The sequence below is a fragment of the Bradyrhizobium neotropicale genome, from assembly GCF_001641695.1.
Taxonomy (GTDB): domain Bacteria; phylum Pseudomonadota; class Alphaproteobacteria; order Rhizobiales; family Xanthobacteraceae; genus Bradyrhizobium; species Bradyrhizobium neotropicale.
This window is the reverse complement of record NZ_LSEF01000032.1, coordinates 1-22,425: the sequence shown is the minus strand read 5'-3', so window position 1 is coordinate 22,425 and position 22,425 is coordinate 1. Positions and strand designations below refer to the sequence as shown.

At 63.1% G+C, this 22,425-nt stretch carries 19 protein-coding genes; 7 read left to right on the top strand and 12 right to left on the bottom strand.

What is annotated here, in order from left to right; genetic code table 11:
* Positions 1-25: 25 nt before the first annotated feature.
* The 3 genes from AXW67_RS07795 to AXW67_RS07785 form a co-directional block, all read right to left on the bottom strand.
* Positions 26-2,377: a bifunctional salicylyl-CoA 5-hydroxylase/oxidoreductase gene (locus AXW67_RS07795; protein ID WP_063677390.1), complete on the bottom strand. Its 2,352-nt coding sequence runs from the start codon at positions 2,375-2,377 to the stop codon at positions 26-28.
* A 101-nt stretch (positions 2,378-2,478) separates the two neighbouring features.
* Positions 2,479-3,315 carry an enoyl-CoA hydratase family protein gene (locus AXW67_RS07790; RefSeq protein WP_063677389.1) on the bottom strand — a complete coding sequence of 279 codons (837 nt, stop codon included), beginning with the start codon at positions 3,313-3,315 and terminating at the stop codon, positions 2,479-2,481.
* A gap of 42 nt (positions 3,316-3,357) precedes the next feature.
* Complete coding sequence (locus AXW67_RS07785; RefSeq protein ID WP_063677388.1) at positions 3,358-4,119, bottom strand: SDR family NAD(P)-dependent oxidoreductase; 762 nt, start codon at positions 4,117-4,119, stop codon at positions 3,358-3,360.
* Between the two features lie 216 nt (positions 4,120-4,335).
* Here AXW67_RS07785 and AXW67_RS07780 point away from each other — a divergent pair, with 216 nt between their 5' ends.
* Genes AXW67_RS07780 through AXW67_RS07760 form a run of 5 tightly spaced genes read left to right on the top strand, consistent with a single transcriptional unit; the run spans position 4,336 to position 10,052 of the window.
* The gene (locus AXW67_RS07780) at positions 4,336-5,148 is read left to right on the top strand and encodes an alpha/beta fold hydrolase (protein ID WP_063677387.1); all 813 of its coding nucleotides are present in this window, start codon (positions 4,336-4,338) and stop codon (positions 5,146-5,148) included.
* Positions 5,145-6,434: an acyl-CoA dehydrogenase family protein gene (locus AXW67_RS07775; protein WP_063677386.1), complete on the top strand. Its 1,290-nt coding sequence runs from the start codon at positions 5,145-5,147 to the stop codon at positions 6,432-6,434. Before AXW67_RS07780 ends, AXW67_RS07775 begins: the two co-directional genes overlap by 4 nt.
* Before the next feature lie 2 nt (positions 6,435-6,436).
* On the top strand, positions 6,437-7,972 hold the full coding sequence (locus AXW67_RS07770) for a class I adenylate-forming enzyme family protein (protein WP_063677385.1): 1,536 nt from the start codon (positions 6,437-6,439) through the stop codon (positions 7,970-7,972).
* Positions 7,969-9,063 carry an NAD/NADP-dependent octopine/nopaline dehydrogenase family protein gene (locus AXW67_RS07765; RefSeq protein WP_063677384.1) on the top strand — a complete coding sequence of 365 codons (1,095 nt, stop codon included), beginning with the start codon at positions 7,969-7,971 and terminating at the stop codon, positions 9,061-9,063. The genes AXW67_RS07770 and AXW67_RS07765 overlap by 4 nt, the downstream gene beginning before the upstream one ends.
* The gene (locus AXW67_RS07760; protein WP_063677383.1) at positions 9,060-10,052 is read left to right on the top strand and encodes a 3-hydroxybutyryl-CoA dehydrogenase; all 993 of its coding nucleotides are present in this window, start codon (positions 9,060-9,062) and stop codon (positions 10,050-10,052) included. The genes AXW67_RS07765 and AXW67_RS07760 overlap by 4 nt, the downstream gene beginning before the upstream one ends.
* Here the strand turns inward: AXW67_RS07760 and AXW67_RS07755 are convergent.
* The 6 genes from AXW67_RS07755 to AXW67_RS07730 form a co-directional block, all read right to left on the bottom strand.
* Complete coding sequence (locus AXW67_RS07755; protein WP_027551018.1) at positions 10,049-11,095, bottom strand: 2,5-dihydroxypyridine 5,6-dioxygenase NicX family protein; 1,047 nt, start codon at positions 11,093-11,095, stop codon at positions 10,049-10,051. The genes AXW67_RS07760 and AXW67_RS07755 overlap by 4 nt on opposite strands.
* A 38-nt stretch (positions 11,096-11,133) precedes the next feature.
* Positions 11,134-11,901, bottom strand: a complete 768-nt coding sequence (locus tag AXW67_RS07750; protein WP_063677382.1) for an ABC transporter permease — start codon at positions 11,899-11,901, stop codon at positions 11,134-11,136.
* Entirely contained in the window at positions 11,898-12,683 is a 786-nt protein-coding gene (locus AXW67_RS07745) for an ABC transporter permease (RefSeq protein ID WP_063677381.1), read from the bottom strand. Before AXW67_RS07745 ends, AXW67_RS07750 begins: the two co-directional genes overlap by 4 nt.
* Positions 12,680-13,525 carry an ABC transporter ATP-binding protein gene (locus AXW67_RS07740; RefSeq protein WP_063677380.1) on the bottom strand — a complete coding sequence of 282 codons (846 nt, stop codon included), beginning with the start codon at positions 13,523-13,525 and terminating at the stop codon, positions 12,680-12,682. Before AXW67_RS07740 ends, AXW67_RS07745 begins: the two co-directional genes overlap by 4 nt.
* A 127-nt stretch (positions 13,526-13,652) precedes the next feature.
* Positions 13,653-15,347, bottom strand: a complete 1,695-nt coding sequence (gene ilvD, locus AXW67_RS07735; RefSeq protein ID WP_063677443.1) for a dihydroxy-acid dehydratase — start codon at positions 15,345-15,347, stop codon at positions 13,653-13,655.
* A gap of 76 nt (positions 15,348-15,423) precedes the next feature.
* Complete coding sequence (locus tag AXW67_RS07730) at positions 15,424-16,404, bottom strand: ABC transporter substrate-binding protein (RefSeq protein ID WP_063677442.1); 981 nt, start codon at positions 16,402-16,404, stop codon at positions 15,424-15,426.
* Between the two features lie 156 nt (positions 16,405-16,560).
* Between AXW67_RS07730 and AXW67_RS07725 the strand changes: the two genes are divergently transcribed.
* Complete coding sequence (locus tag AXW67_RS07725) at positions 16,561-17,469, top strand: NAD(P)-dependent oxidoreductase (protein ID WP_063677379.1); 909 nt, start codon at positions 16,561-16,563, stop codon at positions 17,467-17,469.
* Between the two features lie 26 nt (positions 17,470-17,495).
* On the opposite strand, the gene AXW67_RS07720 is transcribed toward AXW67_RS07725, so the two are convergent.
* The 3 genes from AXW67_RS07720 to AXW67_RS07710 form a co-directional block, all read right to left on the bottom strand.
* Positions 17,496-18,059: a flavin reductase family protein gene (locus AXW67_RS07720; RefSeq protein WP_063677378.1), complete on the bottom strand. Its 564-nt coding sequence runs from the start codon at positions 18,057-18,059 to the stop codon at positions 17,496-17,498.
* A 9-nt stretch (positions 18,060-18,068) separates the two neighbouring features.
* Positions 18,069-19,298 (bottom strand): acyl-CoA dehydrogenase family protein, encoded by a 1,230-nt coding sequence (locus AXW67_RS07715; protein ID WP_063677377.1) that lies wholly within the window; start codon positions 19,296-19,298, stop codon positions 18,069-18,071.
* Between the two features lie 109 nt (positions 19,299-19,407).
* On the bottom strand, positions 19,408-20,676 hold the full coding sequence (locus tag AXW67_RS07710) for a CaiB/BaiF CoA transferase family protein (RefSeq protein ID WP_063677441.1): 1,269 nt from the start codon (positions 20,674-20,676) through the stop codon (positions 19,408-19,410).
* Between the two features lie 239 nt (positions 20,677-20,915).
* On the opposite strand from AXW67_RS07710, the gene AXW67_RS07705 reads away from it, so the two are divergent.
* Positions 20,916-22,121 (top strand): integrase core domain-containing protein, encoded by a 1,206-nt coding sequence (locus AXW67_RS07705; protein ID WP_063677366.1) that lies wholly within the window; start codon positions 20,916-20,918, stop codon positions 22,119-22,121.
* Positions 22,122-22,425 lie beyond the last annotated feature (304 nt).

Genomic DNA, 22,425 nt, shown 5'->3' with positions numbered 1-22,425 from the left:
CAATGGGTTAACGTCGCACGGGCGGTCACTCCGCCGCAAGCGGCTTTGTCGCCTCCGCCTTGAGCTCGGCCCGGGTCTTGGGCTTAGCCTTAATTCTCAGCTCCTCGAGATCCTGCCGGTCGCGCACGCTGTTGCGGAAGATCTGGTCCTTGCCCGGCAGATATTGCGGCGGGCAGAACGTCTCGTCCGCCCCATACCAGGCGGCTGCCTTCATGGTGAAGAAGGGATCGACCAGATGCGGCCGGCCGAGCGCAACGAGATCCGCGCGGCCGGCGGCCAGGATCGTGTTGGCCTGATCCGCGGTCGTGATGTTGCCGACGCACATGGTGGCCACGCGCGCTTCGTTGCGCACCTGATCGGAAAACGGCGTCTGGAACATGCGGCCATAGATTGGCTGCCCATCGCGCACAGTTTGCCCGGTCGAGACGTCCACGAGGTCGACACCGGCCTCGCCGAAGGCGCGCGCGACCTCGACCGCGTCATCGCCATTGATGCCACCCTCAGCCCAATCCGTTGCAGAAATGCGCACCGACATCGGCTTGTGCGATGGCCACACCGCCCGCAGCGCTTCGAAGACCTCGAGCGGGAAACGCAGGCGGTTGGCGAGCGGGCCGCCATATTCGTCTGTGCGAGTGTTGGTCAGCGGCGAGATGAAGCTCGCCAGCAGATAGCCGTGGGCACAGTGCAATTCGAGCATGTCGAAGCCGCAGCGCTCGCCGCGCTCGGCCGCCGCGACGAAGGCGTCTCTCACGGCGTTCATTCCGGCGCGGTCGAGTTCGCGCGGCACTTGGCTGTCAGGGAAATACGGCAGCGGCGATGCCGAGAACACCTCCCAGCCGCCCTCCTCCAGCGGTCGGTCCATGCCGTCCCACATCAGCTTGGTCGCGCCCTTGCGGCCGGCATGTCCCAATTGCAGGCAGATCTTCGCAGCCGAATTGGCGTGAACGAAATCCACAATGCGCCGCCAGGCGGCCTCTTGCTCGTCATTCCATAGGCCAGCGCAGCCGGGCGTGATCCGGGCGTCACGGCTGACGCAGGTCATTTCCGAGAAGATCAGTCCGGCTCCCCCGATCGCACGCGATCCGTAATGCACCAGATGGAAATCGGTCGGAACACCTTCCTTCGCCGAATACATGCACATCGGCGACATCACGGCACGATTGGCAATCTCCATCTCGCGCAAGCGGAACGGCTGGAACAGCGGCACCAACGGCCTGTCGGCGTCGACATCGAAGCCACTGTCGCGAACCCGCCTGGCGAACGACTTGTCGACCTCGGCGACGAAATCGGGCGCGCGGAGCTTGAGGTTGTCGTAGGTGATCGCCTTCGAGCGCGTCATCACGCCGAAGGCGAACTGCACGGGGTCGAAATCCCAGAAGCGGTCGACATGCTCGAACCAGACCAGCGAGACGTCGGCGGCGTGCTGCGTCTTCTCCACCTCCTCGCGGCGGCCGTGCTCGTAAAGCTCGAGCGCGGCCTTGATGTTGGGCGCGGCCCGCATCGCGTCGGCGAGCGCGATCGCGTCCTCCATCGCGAGCTTGGTGCCCGACCCGATCGAGAAATGCGCGCTTGCCTTGGCGTCGCCGAGCAGCACCATGTTGTCCTTGACCCAGCGCTTGCTGCGGATCATCGGAAAATTGCGCCACATCGAGCGGTTGGTGAGCAGTTGATGCCCATCGAGGAACCAGCCGAAGATCTCGGCCATCCGTGCGGCGGACTGGCTCTCGTTCAGTCCCTTCAAGCCGGCTCGCTCGAACGTCTCCGGATCGGTTTCGAAGATCCACGTCGAATGACCGGCTTCGTATTGATAGGCGTGGGCGATAAAGGGTCCCCACTCGGTTTCCTGGAAGATGAAGGTGAAGGCGTCGAGCGGCTTGGTCGACCCCATCCAGGCGAACATGTTGGTGCGAACGTCGATATCCGGCTGGAAATGATCGACATGTTTTTCGCGGAAGCGGCTGTTGATGCCGTCGGCAAGCAGGATCAGATCGGCGTCTGCGAAGCGGGATTCGTCGTCGATATCGACTTCGAAACGCAGGTTGACGCCGAGCTCGCGCGCCCGCTCCTGCAGGATCAGAAGCAGCTTGCGCCGCGAGCAGCCGCAAAAGCCGTTGCCGCCGACGCGGTGCACCGTGCCGCGAAAATGCACGGCGATGTCGTCCCAGTAGGCGAATTCCTGGGTGATACGGCGATAGCTTGGAAGATCGTGCTTCTCGAAATTATCCAGCGTGGCGTCCGAGAACACCACACCGAAGCCGAAGGTGTCGTCGGCGCGGTTGCGCTCATACACCGTGATTTCGGCGCTCGGGCGCTGCTTCTTGAGCAGGATCGCAGCGTAGAGACCCGCAGGTCCGCCACCGATGATCGCGACTTTCATGGGAGCCTCGCCAATCTATCCGGCAATGAAATTATTTTAACCCTAAAATAATTTCTGACAAGCCCCCGTGGGCGGATTAGTGGCGGCCGGTAGCCGCCGGCTCAGTCGCCCCTGAAGACCGGCTTGACCTTGTTGGCAAAAGCCTCGAAGGCGCGCTCGAAATCGGCCGTGGTCATGCACAGGGCCTGCGCCACGGCTTCCGCCTCGATCGCTTCCTCCACCGACATCGCCCATTCCATGGCCAGCATCCGCTTGGTCATGGTGTTGCCGAAAGTCGGGCCTTCCGCGACCTGCCTTGCCAGCGCCTGCGCCTGCGCCAGCACTTGCTCAGGCGTGACGATGCGGCTGAAAAAGCCCCAGCGCTCGCCCTCCTCCGCGGTCATGAACCGCCCGGTGTAGAGCAGCTCGGAAGCGCGGGACTGTCCGATAATCCGCGGCAGGATCGCGCAGGCGCCCATGTCGCAGCCGGCAAGGCCGACCTTGTTGAACAGGAACGCCACCTTGGCCCCGGTTGCCGCGAGCCGCATGTCCGACGCCATGGCGATGATCGCGCCGGCACCGGCGCAGATGCCCTCCACCGCGGCAACAATCGGCTGCGGGCACGCCCGCATGGCCTTGACGAGATCACCGGTCATCCGCGTAAACGCGGTCAGCCCCTTGGTGTCCATTTTGACCAGCGGGCCGATGATCTCGAACACGTCTCCGCCCGACGAGAAATTGCCGCCAGCGCCGGTGACGACGATCGCCTTCACCGCGTCGTCGAACGCGCAGGCGCGGAAGAAATCGGTGAGTTCCCGATAGCTCTCGAAGGTCAGCGGATTTTTCCGTTCGGGACGATTGAGCGTCACCGTCGCAACACCGTCGATCACGGCCAGCAGGAAGTGCTGCGGCGAATAGTCCGCGAGCGGCACGGTCACGGGATTGGCTGGTCTGCTCATGCGATCTCCTTACTTCCTTGTTCCGCACCTGTGCCGCGCAGGCTAAATCTCGCCGCCGGCCACGGCAATCGCCTGCCCGGTGATCGCGCCAGCAGTCTCACCGCACAACCAGAGCACCGCGTCCGCCACTTCTTGAGGTGTGATCAGCCGTCCCTGCGGATTGTGGCGTGCGAGCTCGGCGATGGCCTGCTCGCGGCTTCGACCCGTTTTCTTCATGATGTTCTCGATGCTGCCGGCGACCAGATCCGTGTCGGTGAAGCCTGGACACACCGCATTCACCGTCACGTTGCTGCCTGCCATCTCAAGGGCGAGCGAACGCACCAGCCCGATCACGGCGTGCTTGGCGGCACTGTACGCGCTGACATAGGCATAACCCTTGAGCCCAGCCGTCGACGCGATGGCGACGATCCGCCCATAGGGACGGTCCTTCATCCCGGGCAAAACGGCCCGGACGGCGTGAACCACCCCCATGAAATTGACGTCCATCATGCGCGCGAAAAGGGCGCTGTCCGATTTCACGAACGGCGCCGATTCTGCGCTGCCGGCGTTGGCGACGAGGATATCGATTGGTTGGCGCGCGCTCGCTTCCGCGATTGCAGCCTTCAACGCAGCTTCATCCGAGACGTCGGCCACGACTGCAAAATGTGCGGCCCCTGCGCCAACAGCCTCTTGCAGCGCGACCGCATTCCGACCAAGCACCGTCACCGTGGCGCCGGCACCAGCGAGCGTGGCGGCGATTGCACGACCAATACCTCGACCGCCACCAGTCACGAGCGCGTGCGGCGAATGCGGCAATCCGGACATGCGCTTGCTCCCTGGGCAACTGCGACCGTTCACTCCGATATATTTTAACCTTCAAACATTTGCAAATGAAGCCGCGTCCGTCGCAGTCGCCGACGCACGTCCAGCCTGCCCGGCCCGAAAATTGCTTTAGGTATAAAATTATCGCTTCCCATCACCGACAAGCCTGTTAGCATCACCTGGCCAAGCAAAGGATATCGCGTGTCGCAGCCAGCGCCGATGATAACGAAAGACGGTCGCTTCGCCTACGAAGCTGCGGGCGATCCTGGCGCGATACCCCTGATATTCCTGCATGGCATTGGCGGCGCGGCACGGGCTTGGCGGCATCAGCTCGCGGCATTTGGCGACCGCTTCCGCGCAATCGCGTGGGACATGCCGGGCTATGGCGGATCGGCGCCGCTTGCCAGCGTCAGCATCGCTGCCCTGGCGGAGGCTCTCGAGCAATTCACCGTGCAGATCGGTGCGGCAAATCCCGTTCTCGTTGGACATTCGATCGGCGGCATGATCGTACAGAAATTGCTGGCTCAGTCTCCTCGACTGGCGCGCGCCGTCGTGCTCGCGCAGACCAGCCCGGCCTTCGGCAAGGCCGACGGCGACTGGCAGAAATCGTTCCTCGCTGCGCGGCTCGGGCCGCTCGATCGCGGTGAGACGATGAAGTCATTGGCGCCTTCCCTGGTGCGCGAGCTGGTGGGCGATGAGCCGGATCCGAACGGGATGGAGCTCGCGCACGAGTGCATGGCGAGTGTGCCGGAGGCGAGTTATCGCGCCATGATGCTGGCCTTGATCGGGTTCGATCAACGCAGCACCCTCAAGGATATTTCGGTGCCGACACTGCTGCTGTCCGGTTCCAAGGACAACAACGCGCCGGCGCCGATGATGGCCAAGATGGCAACCTACATTCCCGCGGCCGAATATGTCGAGATGGCCCACGTCGGCCATCTCGCCAACCTCGAACGTCCCGGTGCTTTCAATGAGGCTATTCGCGGGTTCCTGGAGGCTGTCGTGACCAAAACACAGGTGACTGCGCAATGACCATGCAAGTCAGCAAGACCATCGGCAGGACTGACAAGGTTGCGCTCGATGCACCGATCTTCGATCCCGTCGCATTCCGCTTGAGCGACGAGCAGGCCGGCATCATCGCGCGGGCACGGGAGATCGGACAGACCGTGTTTGCCGGTCGCGCCGCCACCTATGATCGGGAGGCGACGTTCCCGACAGAGAACTATCGCGACCTGCATCGCGTCGGCCTGCTCGGCATCGCCGTCCCCAAGAAGCATGGCGGACTTGGCGCGAATTACCAGACCTATGCCTTGGCTGCCGCCGAGATCGGCCGCTACTGCGGCGCAACGGCGCTCACCTGGAACATGCATGTGTGCTCGACCCTGTGGTCGGGTCCACTCGCGGACGATCTCGACATGGACGCGGAGACCCGCGCGGAGCACGAACGTCGACGCGCCATCCATTACAAGCGCATCGTCGAGGACGGCGCGATCTATTCCCAGCCCTTCTCCGAGGGTGGCGCTGCGGCCGCGGGCGGCGTTGCCTTTGGCACGGAAGCGAGGCCGGTCAACGGTGGCTGGGTCATCAACGGCAAGAAGATCTTTGCCTCGCTCTCCGGCCATGCGGACTATTACGGCGTGCTTTGCACCGAGATCGAGGAAGGCGAAAAGGCCTCGCGCCGCAACACGCTCTACCTGGCCATCCCCGCCCAGTCGGAAGGTGTTTCCGTCGTCGGAGACTGGGATCCGCTCGGCATGCGCGGGACCGTATCGCGGACGCTGCTGTTCAAGGACGTATTCGTACCGGACGACGCAGCCCTGATGCCGCGCGGCGTCTACTTCCAGGCGGCGATGCGTTGGCCGCACATGTTCCTGACGTTGTCGCCGACCTATCTGGGCCTCGCGCAGGCGGCCTATGATTTCACCGTACGCTATCTGCGCGGCGAGGTCCCGGGCATGCCGCCGGTCAAACGCAGGATGTATCCGACCAAGCAGATCGCGGTCGCCCAGATGCAGATCAAGCTCGAGCAGATCAAGGCGGTCTGGTTCCAGGCGGTCACGGAGGCCCGCGCCAATCCAAGCAAGGAGCAAGTCTTACGCGCCTATGCCGCGCAATATTCGGTGATGGAGGGCGCCAATGAGCTCGCGGCTCTGGCGATCCGCACCTGCGGCGGCCAGGCTATGCTCCGATCGCTACCGCTGGAGCGCATCTACCGCGACAGCCGCTGCGGTTCACTGATGCTCCCCTGGACGGCCGAGCTCTGTCTCGACCGTATCGGCCGCGAGGCGCTCTATGAGGCCGGCGAAACGGACGATTGACGGTGGATCTCTGTAGTCTGATCGAACGCAACGCGGCATTTGCACCAGACAAGACCGCCATTGCCTTTGAAGGGGAGAGGCTGAGCTATGCGGCGTTCGCCGCGCGCATCGATCGCACAGCCCGTGCATTGAAGAATCAACTCGCCGTCGGCCGTGGCGACCGCGTCGCGATCCTGAGCCTGAACCGGCCGGACTATCTCGTTCTGCTCTACGCATGCGCGCGGCTCGGCGCGATGTTGGTGCCATTGAACTGGCGGCTGGCCGTCGCCGAGCAGCTCTTCATTCTCTTAGATGCAGGTGCGAAAGTTCTGGTGCTCGAGCAGGCTTTTGGCGGCGTTCTGCCTGAGCTTGAGCGCGCTTCACCGGGAATGGCCGTTGTCGGGTTCGACTTCACGCCGCCTCGTGGAAGGACATTCGAATATCTGTTGGCATCTGGCGACGGTGGCGGACGCAATCCGCATACCGATCTCTCCTGCCCGCTGCTCATCGTCTACACATCGGGAACGACGGGACGGCCGAAAGGCGCAGTGCTGCGTCAGGAGGCATTGTTCTGGAACGGCGTCATGAGCCAACACATGCACAACATGACGTCCAACGATCACGTGCTGACCGTATTGCCGTTATTCCATGTCGGCGGGCTCAACATTCAGACCACACCGGCGCTTCAGCTGGGCGCTACCGTCACGATCCACGCACGCTTCACTCCGGATACGGCACTCGCTGCCATCGCACGCGATCGCCCGACACTCACGGTGATGGTACCGGCGATCATCCAGGCCGTCAGCGATCATCCAGCCTGGGGGAATACCGATCTATCGTCCCTCAAAGCTGTCGCGACCGGCTCGACCATCGTGCCGCCGCATCTGATCGATCAGATCGTCGCACGCGACGTTCCCGTGCTTCAGGTCTACGGCTCGACGGAAACCTGCCCCATCGCGGTCTACACGCGACTTGGCGGCGATCTTTCGCGCGCGGGATCGACTGGTCTTGCCGGCCTGTGCTGCGAAGCCAGGGTGATTGATCAAGCCGGCGCCGAAGTGCCGCCGGGCACACCGGGAGAAATCGCAGTGCGCGGTCCCAATGTGTTCTTCGAATATTGGGGCAATGCGAATGCCACCCGCGATGCCCTGCACGACGGCTGGTATCGCACCGGCGATATCGGCCTGTGCGATGCGGATGGCTACTTCTGGGTCCGCGACCGCAAGAAGAACCTGATCATTTCCGGCGGCGAGAACGTTTATCCGGCCGAGGTCGAACGGGTCTTGCTGGAACATCCGGATGTCAGCGAATGCGCCGTCATCGGCCGGCCGGACCCGCGCTGGGACGAGGTTCCGGTCGCCTATGTGATCCGGCGGCCCGGCTGCCGACTCGAGCCGAACGAATTGAGAGCGCACGTTCAGGCCCAGCTTGCTCGCTACAAGGTTCCGCGCGACATCATTTTCGTCACCGACCTGCCGCGTACCGCGTTGGGCAAGGTTCAGCATTTCCTGCTGAAGCAGCTTGATGCCCAGTCGCGCACGCAAGGAGAGACATCTTGAAGATTGCGGTTCTGGGCGGCGGCAATGGCTCTTTCGCGGCCGCTGGCGACTTTGCACTGTCGGGGCATGAGGTTCGACTCTGGCGTCGCGATGCGGATCAGGTCGCTGCACACCGCGCCGCCGGCTCCCGCATCCTGGTGAATGATCACAACGGTCGCCACGACGTCAAGCTTGCGCTGGTCACGACCGACATTGCCGAAGCTGCCGGCGGCGCAGAGCTGGTGCTGTGCCCCGCCCCCGCCTTCGCGCAGTCTGATATTGCCCGCCTGCTCGCTCCGCACCTGCAAGACGGGCAGGTCGTGTTTCTGCCCCCGGCTACATTCGGCTCGATGATCTTTGCCCAGGCCGGGAGAGATGCCGGCAACCGTGCCGAGGTGAGCTTTGCCGAAACCGGCACGCTGCCCTGGCTGACCCGCAAGCACGGACCGTTCGAGGTCGCGATCACGATCCGCGCCAAACGTCTGCCGGTCGGCGTGTTTCCGCTCGACCAGGCGCCGCATGCGCTTGAGGTGATCGGACGTGCCTTCCCCGGCGTGATCGAGCCGTGCGGAGACGCGCTCTCGGGCGCCCTGATGAATGCCGGCCCCATCATCCACCCGCCCCTGATCGTGATGAATGCGGGCCCGATCGAGCATTTCGATCGCTGGGACATCCACAAGGAAGGAACGCAAGCCTCGATCCGGCGGGTCACCGATGCGCTGGATGCCGAGCGAATGGCGGTGCGCGAAGCTCTCGGATACGGCGCACCGCATTTCCCGCTTGCTCATCATTACGCCAAGGAAGGCGAGATCTGGATGTATGGCCGCGGCTCGCATGACCGCCTGACCGATTCCGGCGACTGGCGCGAACGGATCGTGCTGACCGAGCACCGCTACATGCGCGAGGATCTGCGGCTCGGACTTTCGCTCCTCGTCTCCGTTGCCGGGCTGGCGGGCGTGCCTACGCCGCTTGCCAGCGCATTTCTGGCGATCGGCGGTGCGATCTGCGGCGAGGACTTCGCGCATGATGGCCGAACGCTCAAAACGTTGGCTCTCGACGATTTCAGCAAAGCCGAGTTGCAAAAACTCCTGCGCAAGGGGTTTGGCTCATGACGATCCGTGCCAACATCGCCTGCCTCGGGGCCGGCCGCATGGGACGAGGCATCGCCGTCGCGTTCGCCTACGCGGGGCACACGGTCAAAATGATCGACGTGAAGGATCGTCCCGCGGAGGACTTTGCCAAGCTGGAGGCGGACGCGGTCGGCGAGGTCAGAAAGACCTTCGCCAGTCTTGCAAGTCTGGGGCTGATCGCCGAGACGGACACGAATGTTCTCATCGAGCGGGTTTCGGTAGTGCCGGCCGGTCAGAGCCGTGCGGCGTTGTCCGACGCCGGCATGGTCTTCGAGGGCGTCCCAGAAGTTGTCGAACTCAAGCGCGAGGTGTTGGCGTCCGCCTCACGTCACGTGGGCCCCGATACGATCATTGCGTCCACGACGTCCACGATCCTCGTCGACGATCTATCGGGCGCAATCGAGCATCCCCGACGCTTTCTCAATGTGCATTGGCTCAATCCGGCCTATCTCATCCCACTCGTCGAAGTTTCGCCCGGCGCGGCAACCGACCCTGCAATCGTCGACGCGGTCAAAAGGCTGCTCGAAGAGATCGGCAAGGTCCCCGTCGTCTGCGCGGCAACGCCCGGCTTCATTGTTCCGCGCATCCAGGCGCTTGCGATGAATGAAGCTGCACGCATGGTCGAGGAAGGCGTCGCCAGCGCGGAGGAGATCGACAAGGCGATCCGCTACGGCTTTGGCTTCCGCTATGCCGTGCTCGGGCTGCTCGAATTCATCGACTGGGGCGGCGGCGACATTCTCTACTACGCAAGCCGCTACCTCGAAGGTGCCCTCGGCAGCGACCGCTATCGGGCGCCCGACGTGATTTCGCGCAACATGAACGAGGGCAGGATCGGCCTGCGCACGGGCGCCGGCTTCCTCGATTATTCCGGCCTCGATGTCGACGCCTATCGCACCGAACGGCTCAAGGCCATGGTCGACCTGCTTCGGCACTTCAGACTGGCGCGACCGCCCGTGCTCGATCGCAACTAGCCGAAGACATCCTGGAGTACGCCTTCCCGCACCACCGCGACGCCATCGAGTTCGATGGTGGTTCCCATCATCGGCAGGTCGAAATGGCCCGCCGTGTAGCGTCCCGCGAATTCATTGGCTCCGGTCGAGAACAGGAAGTTGCCGGAAACGGCGCGCAGCTCGGTGCCGTTGGTGTCACGCTGATCGTACATCGACAGAGCTTCATAACGTGCGCCCGGGTTCATGCCGAACCCCACATGCGAGACCGCATAGGCTTCGCGATCGCCCCACGCGGCCAGATAGGACCGCATCATCGCGGCGTCCGTGCCCTCGCCTTCCAGCTCGACGACATAGTCGTCCTTCAGCGTCATCTTCACCGGCGAGGTCAGGTAGCGCTTGAAGGTCAGATTGATGTCGCCCGGCGCCATCACCAGCGTGCCATTGATCGTCCCGCTCTTGGGAAAGCTGACCACAATGCCGCCCGGCCAGTGCGCCAGCGTGCCGGGCTTGTCGGTCCAGCCCCACACGCCGACCGTCGAAGCCCCCAGCATATCGACGTCGAGCGCCGTCCCGGCCTTCGACGTGACCCTCATGCGCTTGGTTCCGCGCAGCATCTTGGCTGCCGCCCGGACGCGCTTCTCGAGCGCGGGATCCGGCACCATCCGCTCCAGGGCTTCAGGATGCTCGTTGGAGATCACCAGGATCCGCGCACCCGATTTCAGGATCTCGGGCGTCTCCACTGCATGCATCAGACCCTCGATAGTGCAATCCACCACAAAGCCGGCTTGCTGAAGCGCGCTAACGACCGGCGTCAGCCGCTGGATCGCCTCGCTCGCCCCTGTCGAGCGCACCGGCACAATGTGGCGGTTGCGCGGGGTCGGCACGACCACATGGAACGGCCGCGCCCCCATGCGCAGCAAAGCGAGCTCAGCGAGATGCACATTCAATGCACGCGACTGGGTCTCCGAGAGGATGGCGGCGGTGTCGCCGGCCTTGACGGCGCATCGCTCAAAAATCTCGCAAAATGCGTCGATCCATTTTGCCTCGATGCGATCTGCCAGCATGGTCCACTCCCGGTGTTCTGGTTTTTTGTTCGGTCAGTTCACGCTTCGGGGAAGCCCCGCAAGAGGTACGATCGGACAGCCCCCAACAGACCATTCAGGATCAAACCCAGCAGCGAGATCGTGATCAGCGGCACGAACATGTCGACGGCCTGGAACGTGCGGGCCGCCGTGACGAGGACGTGACCCAGCCCGTCCGTCGACGTGATCATTTCGGCCAGAAACACCACGATGCAGGAAATGACAAGGCCGATCCGGCAGCCGGTCAGGATCGACGGCATCGCCGCCGGCAGCACCACCTTGAAGAGGATTTCATAGCGCGGCGTTCCCGCCGCCATGGCTGACCAGATCAGCTTCTGCTCGACCGTCGAGGCACCATAATAGGTAGACAGCAAAATGGGGAACAATGCGTCCGCAGTTACCAGCGTGATCTTCGATCCGTGACCGAAACCAAGCAACAGCAGCAACGCTGGATAAAGCGCGACCTTGGGCAGCGGCGCCAAAACGCGCACGATCGGCCGAACCGCGGCATTGATCGCGGGACTGGCCGCGGCCGCGATGCCGATGCTGACGCCGAGCACGACCGCGATTGCAAAGCCGGCAAACAGCCGGACCAAGGTCGCCGCGATCTCTTGCTGGAACGTTGCAGTCACGAGCTGCTGGAGCAGGCGACCGAAGACATATCCGGGCGGCGGCAGCAAGGTCGCAGGCGCAACACCGAATGACACGAGGCCTTGCCAAACTGCGATCAACAGCGCGATCGGCGCGAGCCCAAGGATGACATTTATGGGGGAAAGGCGCGAAGTCATGAGAAGCTCAAGGGTATGTCGAACTGGGGCTCAGACCACCGCACGAGCTTCGCGCGGACGCGTTCGAACAGCGCATCGAGGCCAATTCCCATTGCTCCCACGATGATGATCATGGCGAAGACGGTGTCGTATTGCCCCATGTCGAGTGCGTTGAAGAGGATGTTGCCGGCCCCTGACTGACGGGCGATCATCTCGCTGGTGATCATCGTGATCAGTGCCAGCACGAGTCCGGTGCGGCACCCGGTCAATATCTCCGGCAGCGACGCCGGCAGCACGATCCAGACCATGCGTTGTGCGGCGGAAAGCCCCATGGCCGCCCCGGACCACAGCATCTTCTCTTCGACGGCCTTGGCGCCCTCGAAGCTGTGATAGATGACCGGGAGGCTGACGCCGAGGAAGATCACCAGCGTCTTCGTGATGTCGCCGACACCCAGCCACAGCATGATGATGGGCATCAAGGCCGCCTTTGGCACCGGGTAGATCACCATCAGAAGCGGATTGAAGAAAGCCGCAACCGCCCGGCTGCGGCCCATCATGAGGCCCAGCGGTATCGAGACAAACACCGCGACGCCAAATCCGATCGCCATGCGGCGGAGCGATGCGATGATGTTGATCAGGGCCTCCTTGTCGCCAAGAATTGACGGGATCGCCCGGATCGCTTCAATCGCGGTCGGAAAGCTGTCGTTCTTCAGTGCGAGGGCGGCAACCTGCCACAGCGCCAACAGCCCGATGCAGGCAAGCACCGGAGCAGCGCGTCGGGCCAGGGTTGTCGGCGGCATCATGAGCGAGACCCGACTTCGTCGCTCTCGTCGAACATGCGCTCGATATCGACGACGTATTTCTGGTAACGCGGATCAAGCAGCAGCTCGTTGCGGCGACGCGGCCTTGGCAGATCGATGTCGATGACCTGCCGAATGCGGCCGGGAGACTTCGACATCATCACGACCTTGTCTGAGAGGAAGACGGCTTCGTCGACCGAGTGAGTCACGAACAGCACGGTCTTGCGATCACGTTCCCAGATGTTCAGAAGATCGTTCTGCAGGCGTGTCCGGGTATGGGCGTCGAGCGCGCCGAAAGGCTCGTCCATCAGCAGGACTTCGGGATGATAGGCAAGCGTTCGGGCCAGCGCGACGCGCTGCTTCATGCCGCCGGACAGCTCCTTGGGATAGAAGCTCTCGTAACCCTTGAGACCGACCATTTCGATAAGGGCCCGGCTCTGCGCGTCCGCCTCGCTAGCCGACATACCTTGCTGACGCGGCCCGTACGTCACATTGCCCAGCACGGTCTTCCAAGGAAACAGCGCAAATTCCTGAAACACCGGTCCTCGATCCGGGCCTGGCCCGGCGATCGTCTTCCCCTTCATCTTCGCCGCGCCACCGGTTGGACTGACGAAGCCTCCGACGATGTAGAGCAGCGTCGACTTGCCACAGCCGGACGGACCAAGGATGGAGACGAAGGCTCCCTCTTCGATCGTCAGGGAGATGTCCGATAGGGCCTGATGATCCTTGCGCGCCGACGTCTGGAATATCTGCGAGACATGCTCGATCTCGATGATCGAGGAAGCCGGCTTTCGTGTCGCCACGGGCTCCGCCATTTCGCTTGATCTCGAAGGCGTCACCTTCATTTCCGTCTCTCGCCTCACCCGTGTGCGACTATCGCGCGACCGACCTGCTGAATGTTCTCCATCAGCGGCACGAGCTTAGCAAGAAACCTGCCAAGCGGCGCGCCGTTTTCACGCGAGCCGCGACGAGTCATTCGAACCAGGGCCATTCCGCCGGGCCCTCATGCGTGACGGCTCCGCCGGGCGCTTGGCCAACCAGCCGCGCGTATTTCGCGAGCGCTCCGGCACGATGTCGTGGCGGCCGCGGTTTCCAATCCCGTCGTCGTGTCGCAAGTTCCGGCTCGTCGACCAGCAAGTCCATGCGGCGGCCGGCCGCGTCGATCCGGATCCTGTCGCCGTCGCGCACGAGCGCCAGCGGGCCGCCCACGAACGCTTCCGGAGACACATAGCCGATACACATGCCGCGGGTCGCACCGGAAAACCGCCCATCCGTGATCAGCGCGACCTTTTCGCCCATGCCCTGGCCATAGATCAGCGCGGTGACGCCGAGCATCTCGCGCATGCCGGGACCGCCGACCGGCCCTTCATTGCGGATCACCAGAACCTCGCCGGCCTTGTAGCTGCGGTTGCGAACGGCTTCGACGCAGGACTCTTCGTCCTCGAAGACGCGCGCCACGCCTTCGAAGCACTGGCTCTTCAGACCGGCGACCTTGATCACCGCGCCGTCCGGACAGAGGTTCCCCTTCAACACCGCCACGCCCCCATCGGGCATGATCGGCGCGCGGGTTGGATAGACAACCTCTCCATCCGGCGCGTTGGCTGCGCCGTATTCTTCGGCGAGCGTGCGCCCAGTGACGGTCAGGCAGCTCCCATCGATGTGCCCGCTGTGAATCAACTCTCGGATCACGACAGCCGCGCCACCGATGTCGTATACGTCCTTCGCCGTATACGTGCCCCCGGGCCGCAGATTTCCGATCAGCGGCGTCCTGGCAAAAACCTCCCCGACGTCGTCGATCGTGAACGAGATGCCGGCTTCATTCGCGATCGCTGGCAAGTGCAAAGCGGCATTGGTCGAGCCGCCAGTTGCCGCGACGATCGCGGCGCCGTTCTCCAGCGCTTTCCGCGTCACGATGTCGCGCGGCAGTGGCCCGCCACATTCCAGCATCTCCATCACCAGCCGGCCGGCACGTCGGCATATCTGGGCGCGTTCGGCGTAGACGCCGGGCACCATCGAGACATTGGGAATGGTGAGGCCCATCGCCTCCGACACCATCCCCATGGTGTTCGCAGTGAACTGGCCAGCGCAGGCACCGATGGTCGGCAGGCAGGCGCGCTCGATCCGCTCGAGCGTGACCGCGTCGATCTCCCCTGTCATGAAGCTGCCGACGGCTTCATAAGAGTCCAGCACCGTCAGCATCCGGCCGTCCAGACGGCCCGGCAGCGCACTGCCGCCATAGATGAAGATGGATGGCACGTTGCAACGAACCATTCCCATCATCACGCCAGGAAGCGTCTTGTCGCAGCCACCAAAACCGATCAGAGCGTCGTAAGCGAGGCCTTGGACGACGGCCTCGATCGAGTCCGCGATCAACTCACGCGAAAACAGGGAGAACTTCATCCCCTCGTGATTCATGCTGATGCCGTCGGAGACGGAGACGGTCGAGAACTCGCGCGGTGTGCCGCCGCTTTCCTCGATTCCGGCCTTGGCCGCATCCACCTGGAAATCGTGGGTCATGTTGCAGGGCGTCTGCTCGCCCTTCATGCTGACGACGCCCACCATCGGCTTGGCGAGAGCTGCATCGTCCAGACCCATCGCGCGCATGAACGCACGATGTGGCGCTCGGTCCAAACCTTCTCTCGTGACCCGTGATCGCAATTTCTTCATACGTGCATCGTCTTCATGCGACGTCCCGGATATGCCGGACGTCGCGATCTCCTTGATCAACGAACAGCCTGATCGCCTATTGCAGCGGCGCGACGATCGTCGGGTGCTTGAACTGCGCGACATCCAGCTTCGGCAGCATTCCCGTGTCGGCGTAGATGTCCAGCATCTTCTGGATAGCGGGAAAGTTCGGTGCAGCGCCGGGGTCACGGCCGAAATCATTGTCCTTGAGCAGATAGGTGTCGAGCACCGGAACGGGCGCTTTCAGAACCTCCGAGACCACCTTCAGCGTCTCTTCACGGTTTGCGAGCGCCTTCTTCATGCCCGAGGTGATATCGCGCACATAGGCCTTCACCAGTTCCGGGTTCTTGTCGACGAAATCGGCGCGGCAGGCCTCCAGGATGTGCACGATGTTCGGCATAGCCTGAGACAGCGAGAACAGCTTTCGGGTGCCACCCTTCGCCTCCGCACGCGCGGCGAACGGCTGGTTCATGTTGACTGCATCGACACGGCCCTGGCGCAGCGCATCCTCGGAGACGGCAAAACCGACTTCGACCAGCTTGATGTCCTTCGCCGGGTCGACGCCGTTCTGCTTCAAGAGCAGATTGAACGGCCCCTGCGTGCCGCCCCCGATCACGGAGATTCCGACCGTCTTACCCTTGAGATCGGCAATCGTCTTGATTGGCGAGTCGTCCATGACCGCCCAGTACACCGAGAAGCCGCCGGGCTTTTCGAAGACGTGCTGGGCCACGATGTAGGCCTTGAGATTGCCACCGACCACGCCATTGGCGAGCGACAGCGGCGCCTGCGTCGCGCAATCCAGCGCGCCGGCCGCGAGCGCCTGCGTCATCGGCGCGGTGCCCTGGAATTGGGTCCATTCGATATTGTAGGTCTTGCCGATATCGGGAAATTCGGCCGGGCGGCGCATCATCCAGTATTTGGACTCCTCCGCCGGGATCGTCCAGCCGACACGGATCGTCTGCTGCGCCCGCGAGGGGCTTGCGCCCGCCACCACGGCGGCGGCCCCCAATGCCAGGATCCACCTCGAAACGGTTCGCATCGTGCCCACTCCGCTGCTTCGGCGCCGACTGGCGCCACCCAACCCGACCGCCCCAAATGTTTCATGGTTCAAACACCCAGGCAAGCCATGCAAGCCGCCCCGCTTTCGCGTCAACATATGCGATGTATGGTGCCGCTGCGATAGAAGGAGCAACCAATGGCTGAATCAAGCAGAACAAACCCGCAGAGCGTCGAGAGGCTCGGCTACATCGGCCTCGGACTGATGGGGACACCCATGACCCGCCGCCTGCTCAATGCCGGTTATGAGGTCACCGTCTGGAACCGCTCACATGGCAAGCTCGCTCCGCTGATCGAGGCCGGCGCCAAACGAGCGGCCGCGCCGCGCGACGTCTTGGCAACCGCGGGCATCGTCTTCACGTGCCTGACGGATGCCGCCGCCGTGGAAGAGGTGATCTTCGGTCCCGAGGGCCTTGCAGCGGCACCCGGCGCCGGAAAGCTCGTGGTCGACTTCTCCTCGATCCATCCGGATTCCGCACGCGACCTGGCCAGCCGGTTGAAAGCCGCGAACGGCGCGGGCTGGATCGATGCGCCGGTGTCAGGCGGCACCAAGGGCGCGGAGGAAGGAACGCTCGCGATCATGGCCGGCGGAGAAGCAGACGACATCGAGAGGGCGCGGCCCTATGTGCTGGCGATGGCACGCAGGTTCACCCACATGGGCCCGATCGGGGCAGGCCAGACCACGAAACTCTGCAATCAGGTAATCGTCGGATGCGCGATGGCCGTTCTCGCCGAGGCGACGCGCCTTGCCGTGAACGCGGGAATTGACGCAAACCGGTTGCCCGAAGCCCTCGCCGGCGGCTTTGCGGATTCGATCCCGCTGCAGATTTTCGTGCCGCGGATGGTCCAGGAAATCCACTCGCCACCGCTGGGCCACATCGCGACGATGCTCAAGGACCTCGATACGATCGCTGACGTCGCGCAGGCAACATCAACGCCGGTGCCGATGGCTACGCTCGCCGGGCAGCTTTTCAGGCTGGCCAAGGCCGCGCGTGGCGCGGAGGCCGACGCCATCGAGATCTACAAGCTGTCCGCAGCCAATCGCTGAGCCGACGAGCATGCCATTGAAGCGCCTTATGACGACTTCTTGGGTTCATGATCGGCGGTGAATCGACCATACGTCCCACGCGCGAAGAGCAGCTGCTCTTTCGAATTATAGGCGTACGCCTCCACAGCGCCGAGAAAGATCACGTGGTCGCCGCCATAGTAGCGATTGACGGAGCGGCATTGAAAGTTCGCGATACTTTCGGCGAGGACCGGAGCGTTGCCAAGGCCCGGCGTCCAGTCGACGCCCGCGAACTTGTTATCGGCGGACTTGGCGAATTTGTTGGCAAGCGCCTGTTGCGAAGCACCGAGCACGTTGACGGTAAAATGGCTGGCGTTCTGAAACACGGTCAGGCTCGACGAATAGACGACGAGACTCCAGAGGACCAACGGCGGATTCAGAGAGACCGAGGCGAACGAGTTGCACGTCAGGCCGTAAGGCTTGCCGTCCGGCGCCGCGGCCGTGATGATCGTCACGCCGGTTGCATAGGTGCCGAGCGCATTGCGAAAATCGCGAGGATCGATCGGCGAGCTGTCGCTCGCGAATTCGTTGGCGGGATCGCGTACGGCCGGCTGCTTTGGTAGATCATTCATCGGCCGGCCTCACAGCGTGAGATTCTCGGATGGCAGGCCAAGCGCCACACGTCCGTAGTTGGTTCCGGCCGCATCGAAATTGAACGCGAGGTGAGAGTTGATCGCGTGAGCATCGCGGAACTGTCGCTGCAGGACGCCCGTCGTGAACAAGCCGCGCGCCCCGCTCGCCGCAAACAACATCGAGACTGCGTCGGTGCACAGATTGACCGAGAAGGCGCCATCACGCCGATACCTGGTCTTGATGGCCATACCCGGATTACGGCCATGTCGCGCATCCTCCATGGCATCGGCGCACGCCGAACGCATGATCAAACGCGCAGCGTCGATCTTGGCAGAGGCTTCCGCAATCTTGACCTGGGTACTCTGAAAGTCGCTCAGCTTGGCGCGGTTGTAGGTCGAAATGCGATGACGGACGACTTCGACATAGTCGTCGAGACACGCCTGCGCATTGCCAAGCGCAACCCCGGAAAGGACGTAAGGAAATAGCGAGAACACCGGCAATGCGTAGAGCGGATTGGGATTGACTTTGCTTCCCGGTGTCCGACCGCCGGCAAGGTCGCCGACGGCGACCGTCATGTGATCGGGAACGAAGGCATCCCTGACTTCCACGTCGCATGAACCAGTGCCGCGCAGCCCGGCGACATTCCAGGTATCGAGGATCTTGTAGTCACTCTTGGGAAGCAAAAAGATCCGGTACTCGATGCCGTCCGCCTCATCATCGGACGAAACGATGCTTGCCAGCATGTTCCATGCACAGGAGGCAACGCCCGAGGAGAACGGCCAGCTCCCGTGCAGCCGGTATCCACCTTCGACCTTCGTGGCGCGGCCGGCGGGAAAGATGAACGACGACGCAATCAGCGTGTCTGGATCCTTGCTCCAGACCAGATCCTGCGCCTTGGGCTCGAACATGCCGAGCATCCAATGGTGGCTTGCCAGGTTGGCGAGATTCCAGGCAACCGATGCATCCGCCTGACCGAGCAAGCCCGCGCAGTCGATCAGGGCGACATAATCAAGCTCGGCGCCGCCAATGCGCTTGGGCTGGAGCATCCGAAACAGGCCCGCATCGTGTAGATCCCGCTCGGTCTCCGGCGGCAGGTGCCGCAACTCCTCCGTCCGGGCTGCGCGCTCGCGCAATTGCGGCAGGAGCGCCCGGGCACTTGCGATCATTGCCGCATAGGCACGTTCATCGGTGTCCGGCCCTGTAGGCTGGCCCGTGCTCGGCTCTCGACCAGGCGCCATTCATGTCCCTCGCTTCGAGATAGTTATGCGGCGGGAACCTCGCCAAATCAAGCTAACGCAAGCTTAACGGTACGCAAACCGCAACCTCCAATCAGACCAAGCGTTCGGTTCAGACCGGCGTCGGGACCCTGCGCGTGCCAAAAGCGTCCTTCCCGACCAACTCCGCAATCCTGCGCTCATCATAGCCAAGCGTATCACGCAAGACGTCCTCCGTATGCTCGCCCAACAGCGGTGCAGCAATCGGATCTACCGCCGCCGTCAAGCTCATGGCTATCGGCGGCTCGATGTTGGGCACCCATTCTGCCGTACGATGCGGAATCCGGCTCAAGCGATGACGCTCGCGCGCTTCGGGAGCGTTGAACCCCTCCTCGACGGTCCGCAGATAGCCAACCGGGATATTGGCGAGCTTCATCTTCGCCATCCAGTTCTCGAGGCTGTCGCTCGCAAAGACCTCCGCAATGGCCGCGCGCAGGAGCTCCTTGTTCTCGGAACGCGCCTTCCGCGTGGCGAATTGCGGATCGGAGATGAGATCGGGCCGGTTCAGCACCTCGACCGCCAGGCGGCGATACAGCCGGTCGTTGGCGCAGGCCATGTAGAGCGGCCCGTCGGATGCCTCATAGACGCCAACGGTGGGAGACCCGTTCGGCGAATTGCCGAACCGTCCCGGGTTCTGGCCGTTAATCAAATAGGCCATGCCATAGAAGCCGGTCATCGCCATGGCGATGTCAAACAGGGCGACCTCGACATGCTGCCCGCGGCCAAGCCTCTCCCGCGCAAGCAGGGCCAGCAGGATGGCATTGCATGCGGCCATGCCCGTCGCCATGTCCACGATGGGCGGTCCGGTGCGAACCGCGGGACCGTCCGCGAATCCGTTGAGCGACATGAAGCCGCTTTCCGCTTGCGTGATGGGGTCGAAACCGGGACGCGAGGCGAACGGTCCGCTGCGTCCGTAGGCCGAGATCGAGCAGTAGACCAGTCGTGGATTGCTCGGCGCGACCGCCTCATAGTCGAGGCCGAACTTCTTCATGACCCCGCTTGAAAAATTCTCGACAACCACATCCGCCTTGCGGATCAGATCGCGCGCGACCTCGCGCGCCTCCGGTACACCGAAATCGAGAGCGATACCGCGCTTGTTCCGGTTCAAGCTGAGATAGGCTGCGCTTTCACCCCCGATTTGGGCGTGCTCATAGGCGCGCGTGTCGTCGCCGCCATCCGGATTCTCGATCTTGATCACGTTCGCGCCGAAATCGCCGAGCGTCTGCGTGCACGCCGGGCCGGCAACCACCCGCGTGAAATCCACGACCAGCAGGCCATCCAGTGCACTGGGCCCTGCCGTCGCCCGCGACGAACGTTCCGGCAATTTAGGCCTGGTGGACATGGGCAGCGCTCCCGACATCGGCTTGTGCTCGCCGAATTTTCATACGCGACCAACTTAAAGCCCGCCGCCGACTTCGCAAGGGCCCTCGGCTTGCTCAGTTCCAAAACGAGAAGGAGGCCCGGCAGCCTCAGGCTGCCGGGCCTCTTCAAGAGCGCATCCTGAGCGGCCCGAGACATAGGTGACAGAACGTACCGGACACATGGGTTACACTTTCCGCTTTTGTTCTGCGGGAGGTGTGGATGCCGTGGAAAGCGAGTTCGGTAATGGAAGAGCGCCTTCGCTTTGTCGCCCGGCTTCTGGATGGAGAAGCCATGGCCGAGGTCTGCCGGGAGTTCGGCATCTCCCGCAAAACTGGCTACAAGATTTTCGATCGTTACAAGGAGCACGGGCTTGAAGCGTTAAGCGACCGCTCCAGGCGGCCGATCCGTTACGCCAACCAGCTCCCGCAGCAGGTCGAGACCCTGATCGTTCGGCTGAAGGGCGAGAAGCCACACTGGGGCGCCCGCAAGATCCGCGAGCTCCTGGTGCGACGGCTCGACGGCGACGTCCGGGTGCCGGCCAAAAGCACCATCCATGCGATCCTCGACCGCCATGGCCTGGTCAAGCGCGGCTGCGTGCCGCGCCACCGCGCGCACGGCACGCCGCTGTCGCAGGGCACGCTTGCCAACGATCTGTGGTGTGCCGACTTCAAGGGCGAGTTCAAGCTCGGCAATGGCCGATACTGCTATCCGCTGACCGTCACCGACCATGCCTCGCGCTTCCTGCTGCTCTGTGAAGCGCTGGATTCCACGCGGGAAGATCCTGCCATTACTGCCTTTGAACGGCTGTTCCGCGAGCGCGGTCTGCCCTTTGCCATCCGCTCCGACAATGGCGTGCCCTTTGCCAGTCCAAACGCGCTGTTCAACCTCTCGAAGCTGTCGGTGTGGTGGCTCAGACTCGGCATTGCGATCGAACGCATCAAGCCGGGCCATCCGCAGCAGAACGGCCGTCACGAGCGCATGCATCTCACGCTGAAGAAGGAGGCCACCCGGCCGCCGGGGTTCAACAGCTTGCAGCAGCAGGCACGCTTCGATGCCTTCCTCCGCGAGTTCAATTCTGAACGTCCCCACGAGGCGCTCGACATGAAGTGCCCCGGAGAGCTCTACACAGCCTCAACCCGCCGCTACGATGGTCTGCCGGAACTCACATATCCGTTCCACGACCGCGACGGTGTCATCACCGCCTGCGGCCGCCTCTGCCTCCATCGCAAGAAGATCAACATCTCCACCGTGCTGGCCGGCCAGAAGCTCGGCATCAAGGAAGTCGACGACGGCATTTGGCTCGTCAGCTTCATGCATTACGATCTCGGTTACTTCGACCTCGAGCAAAAGACCTTGCAACCCCTCGACAACCCGTTCGGCCCGAAGCCCGCCACCCATGTCTCAAGTACGGCCTCGGCGCTCTGACCGAGACGCGCTTTCCTGCATTCTTGGCATGGTGGCCAGTTGCTTGGCCGCGCTGAGCCGTCACCCCCCCGAAGCCCGCAGGGGCGCGGCCTTTGCCGCGCGGGGTTGACGGCGAAAGCGCGGACCGAGCAATAATGGTCATGCCATGAACGCGTCTCGCCGTAACACACCAAATCGGATGCGTTGCGCGTCGGCGGGATCGACCTGGAGTAAATGACCTTGCAACCAATCGGCAACCCGCTCGGCACGAGGTTGTCACCTATGTCTTAGGTACGATCTGTTACCGATGTCTTCGGTCTGGACA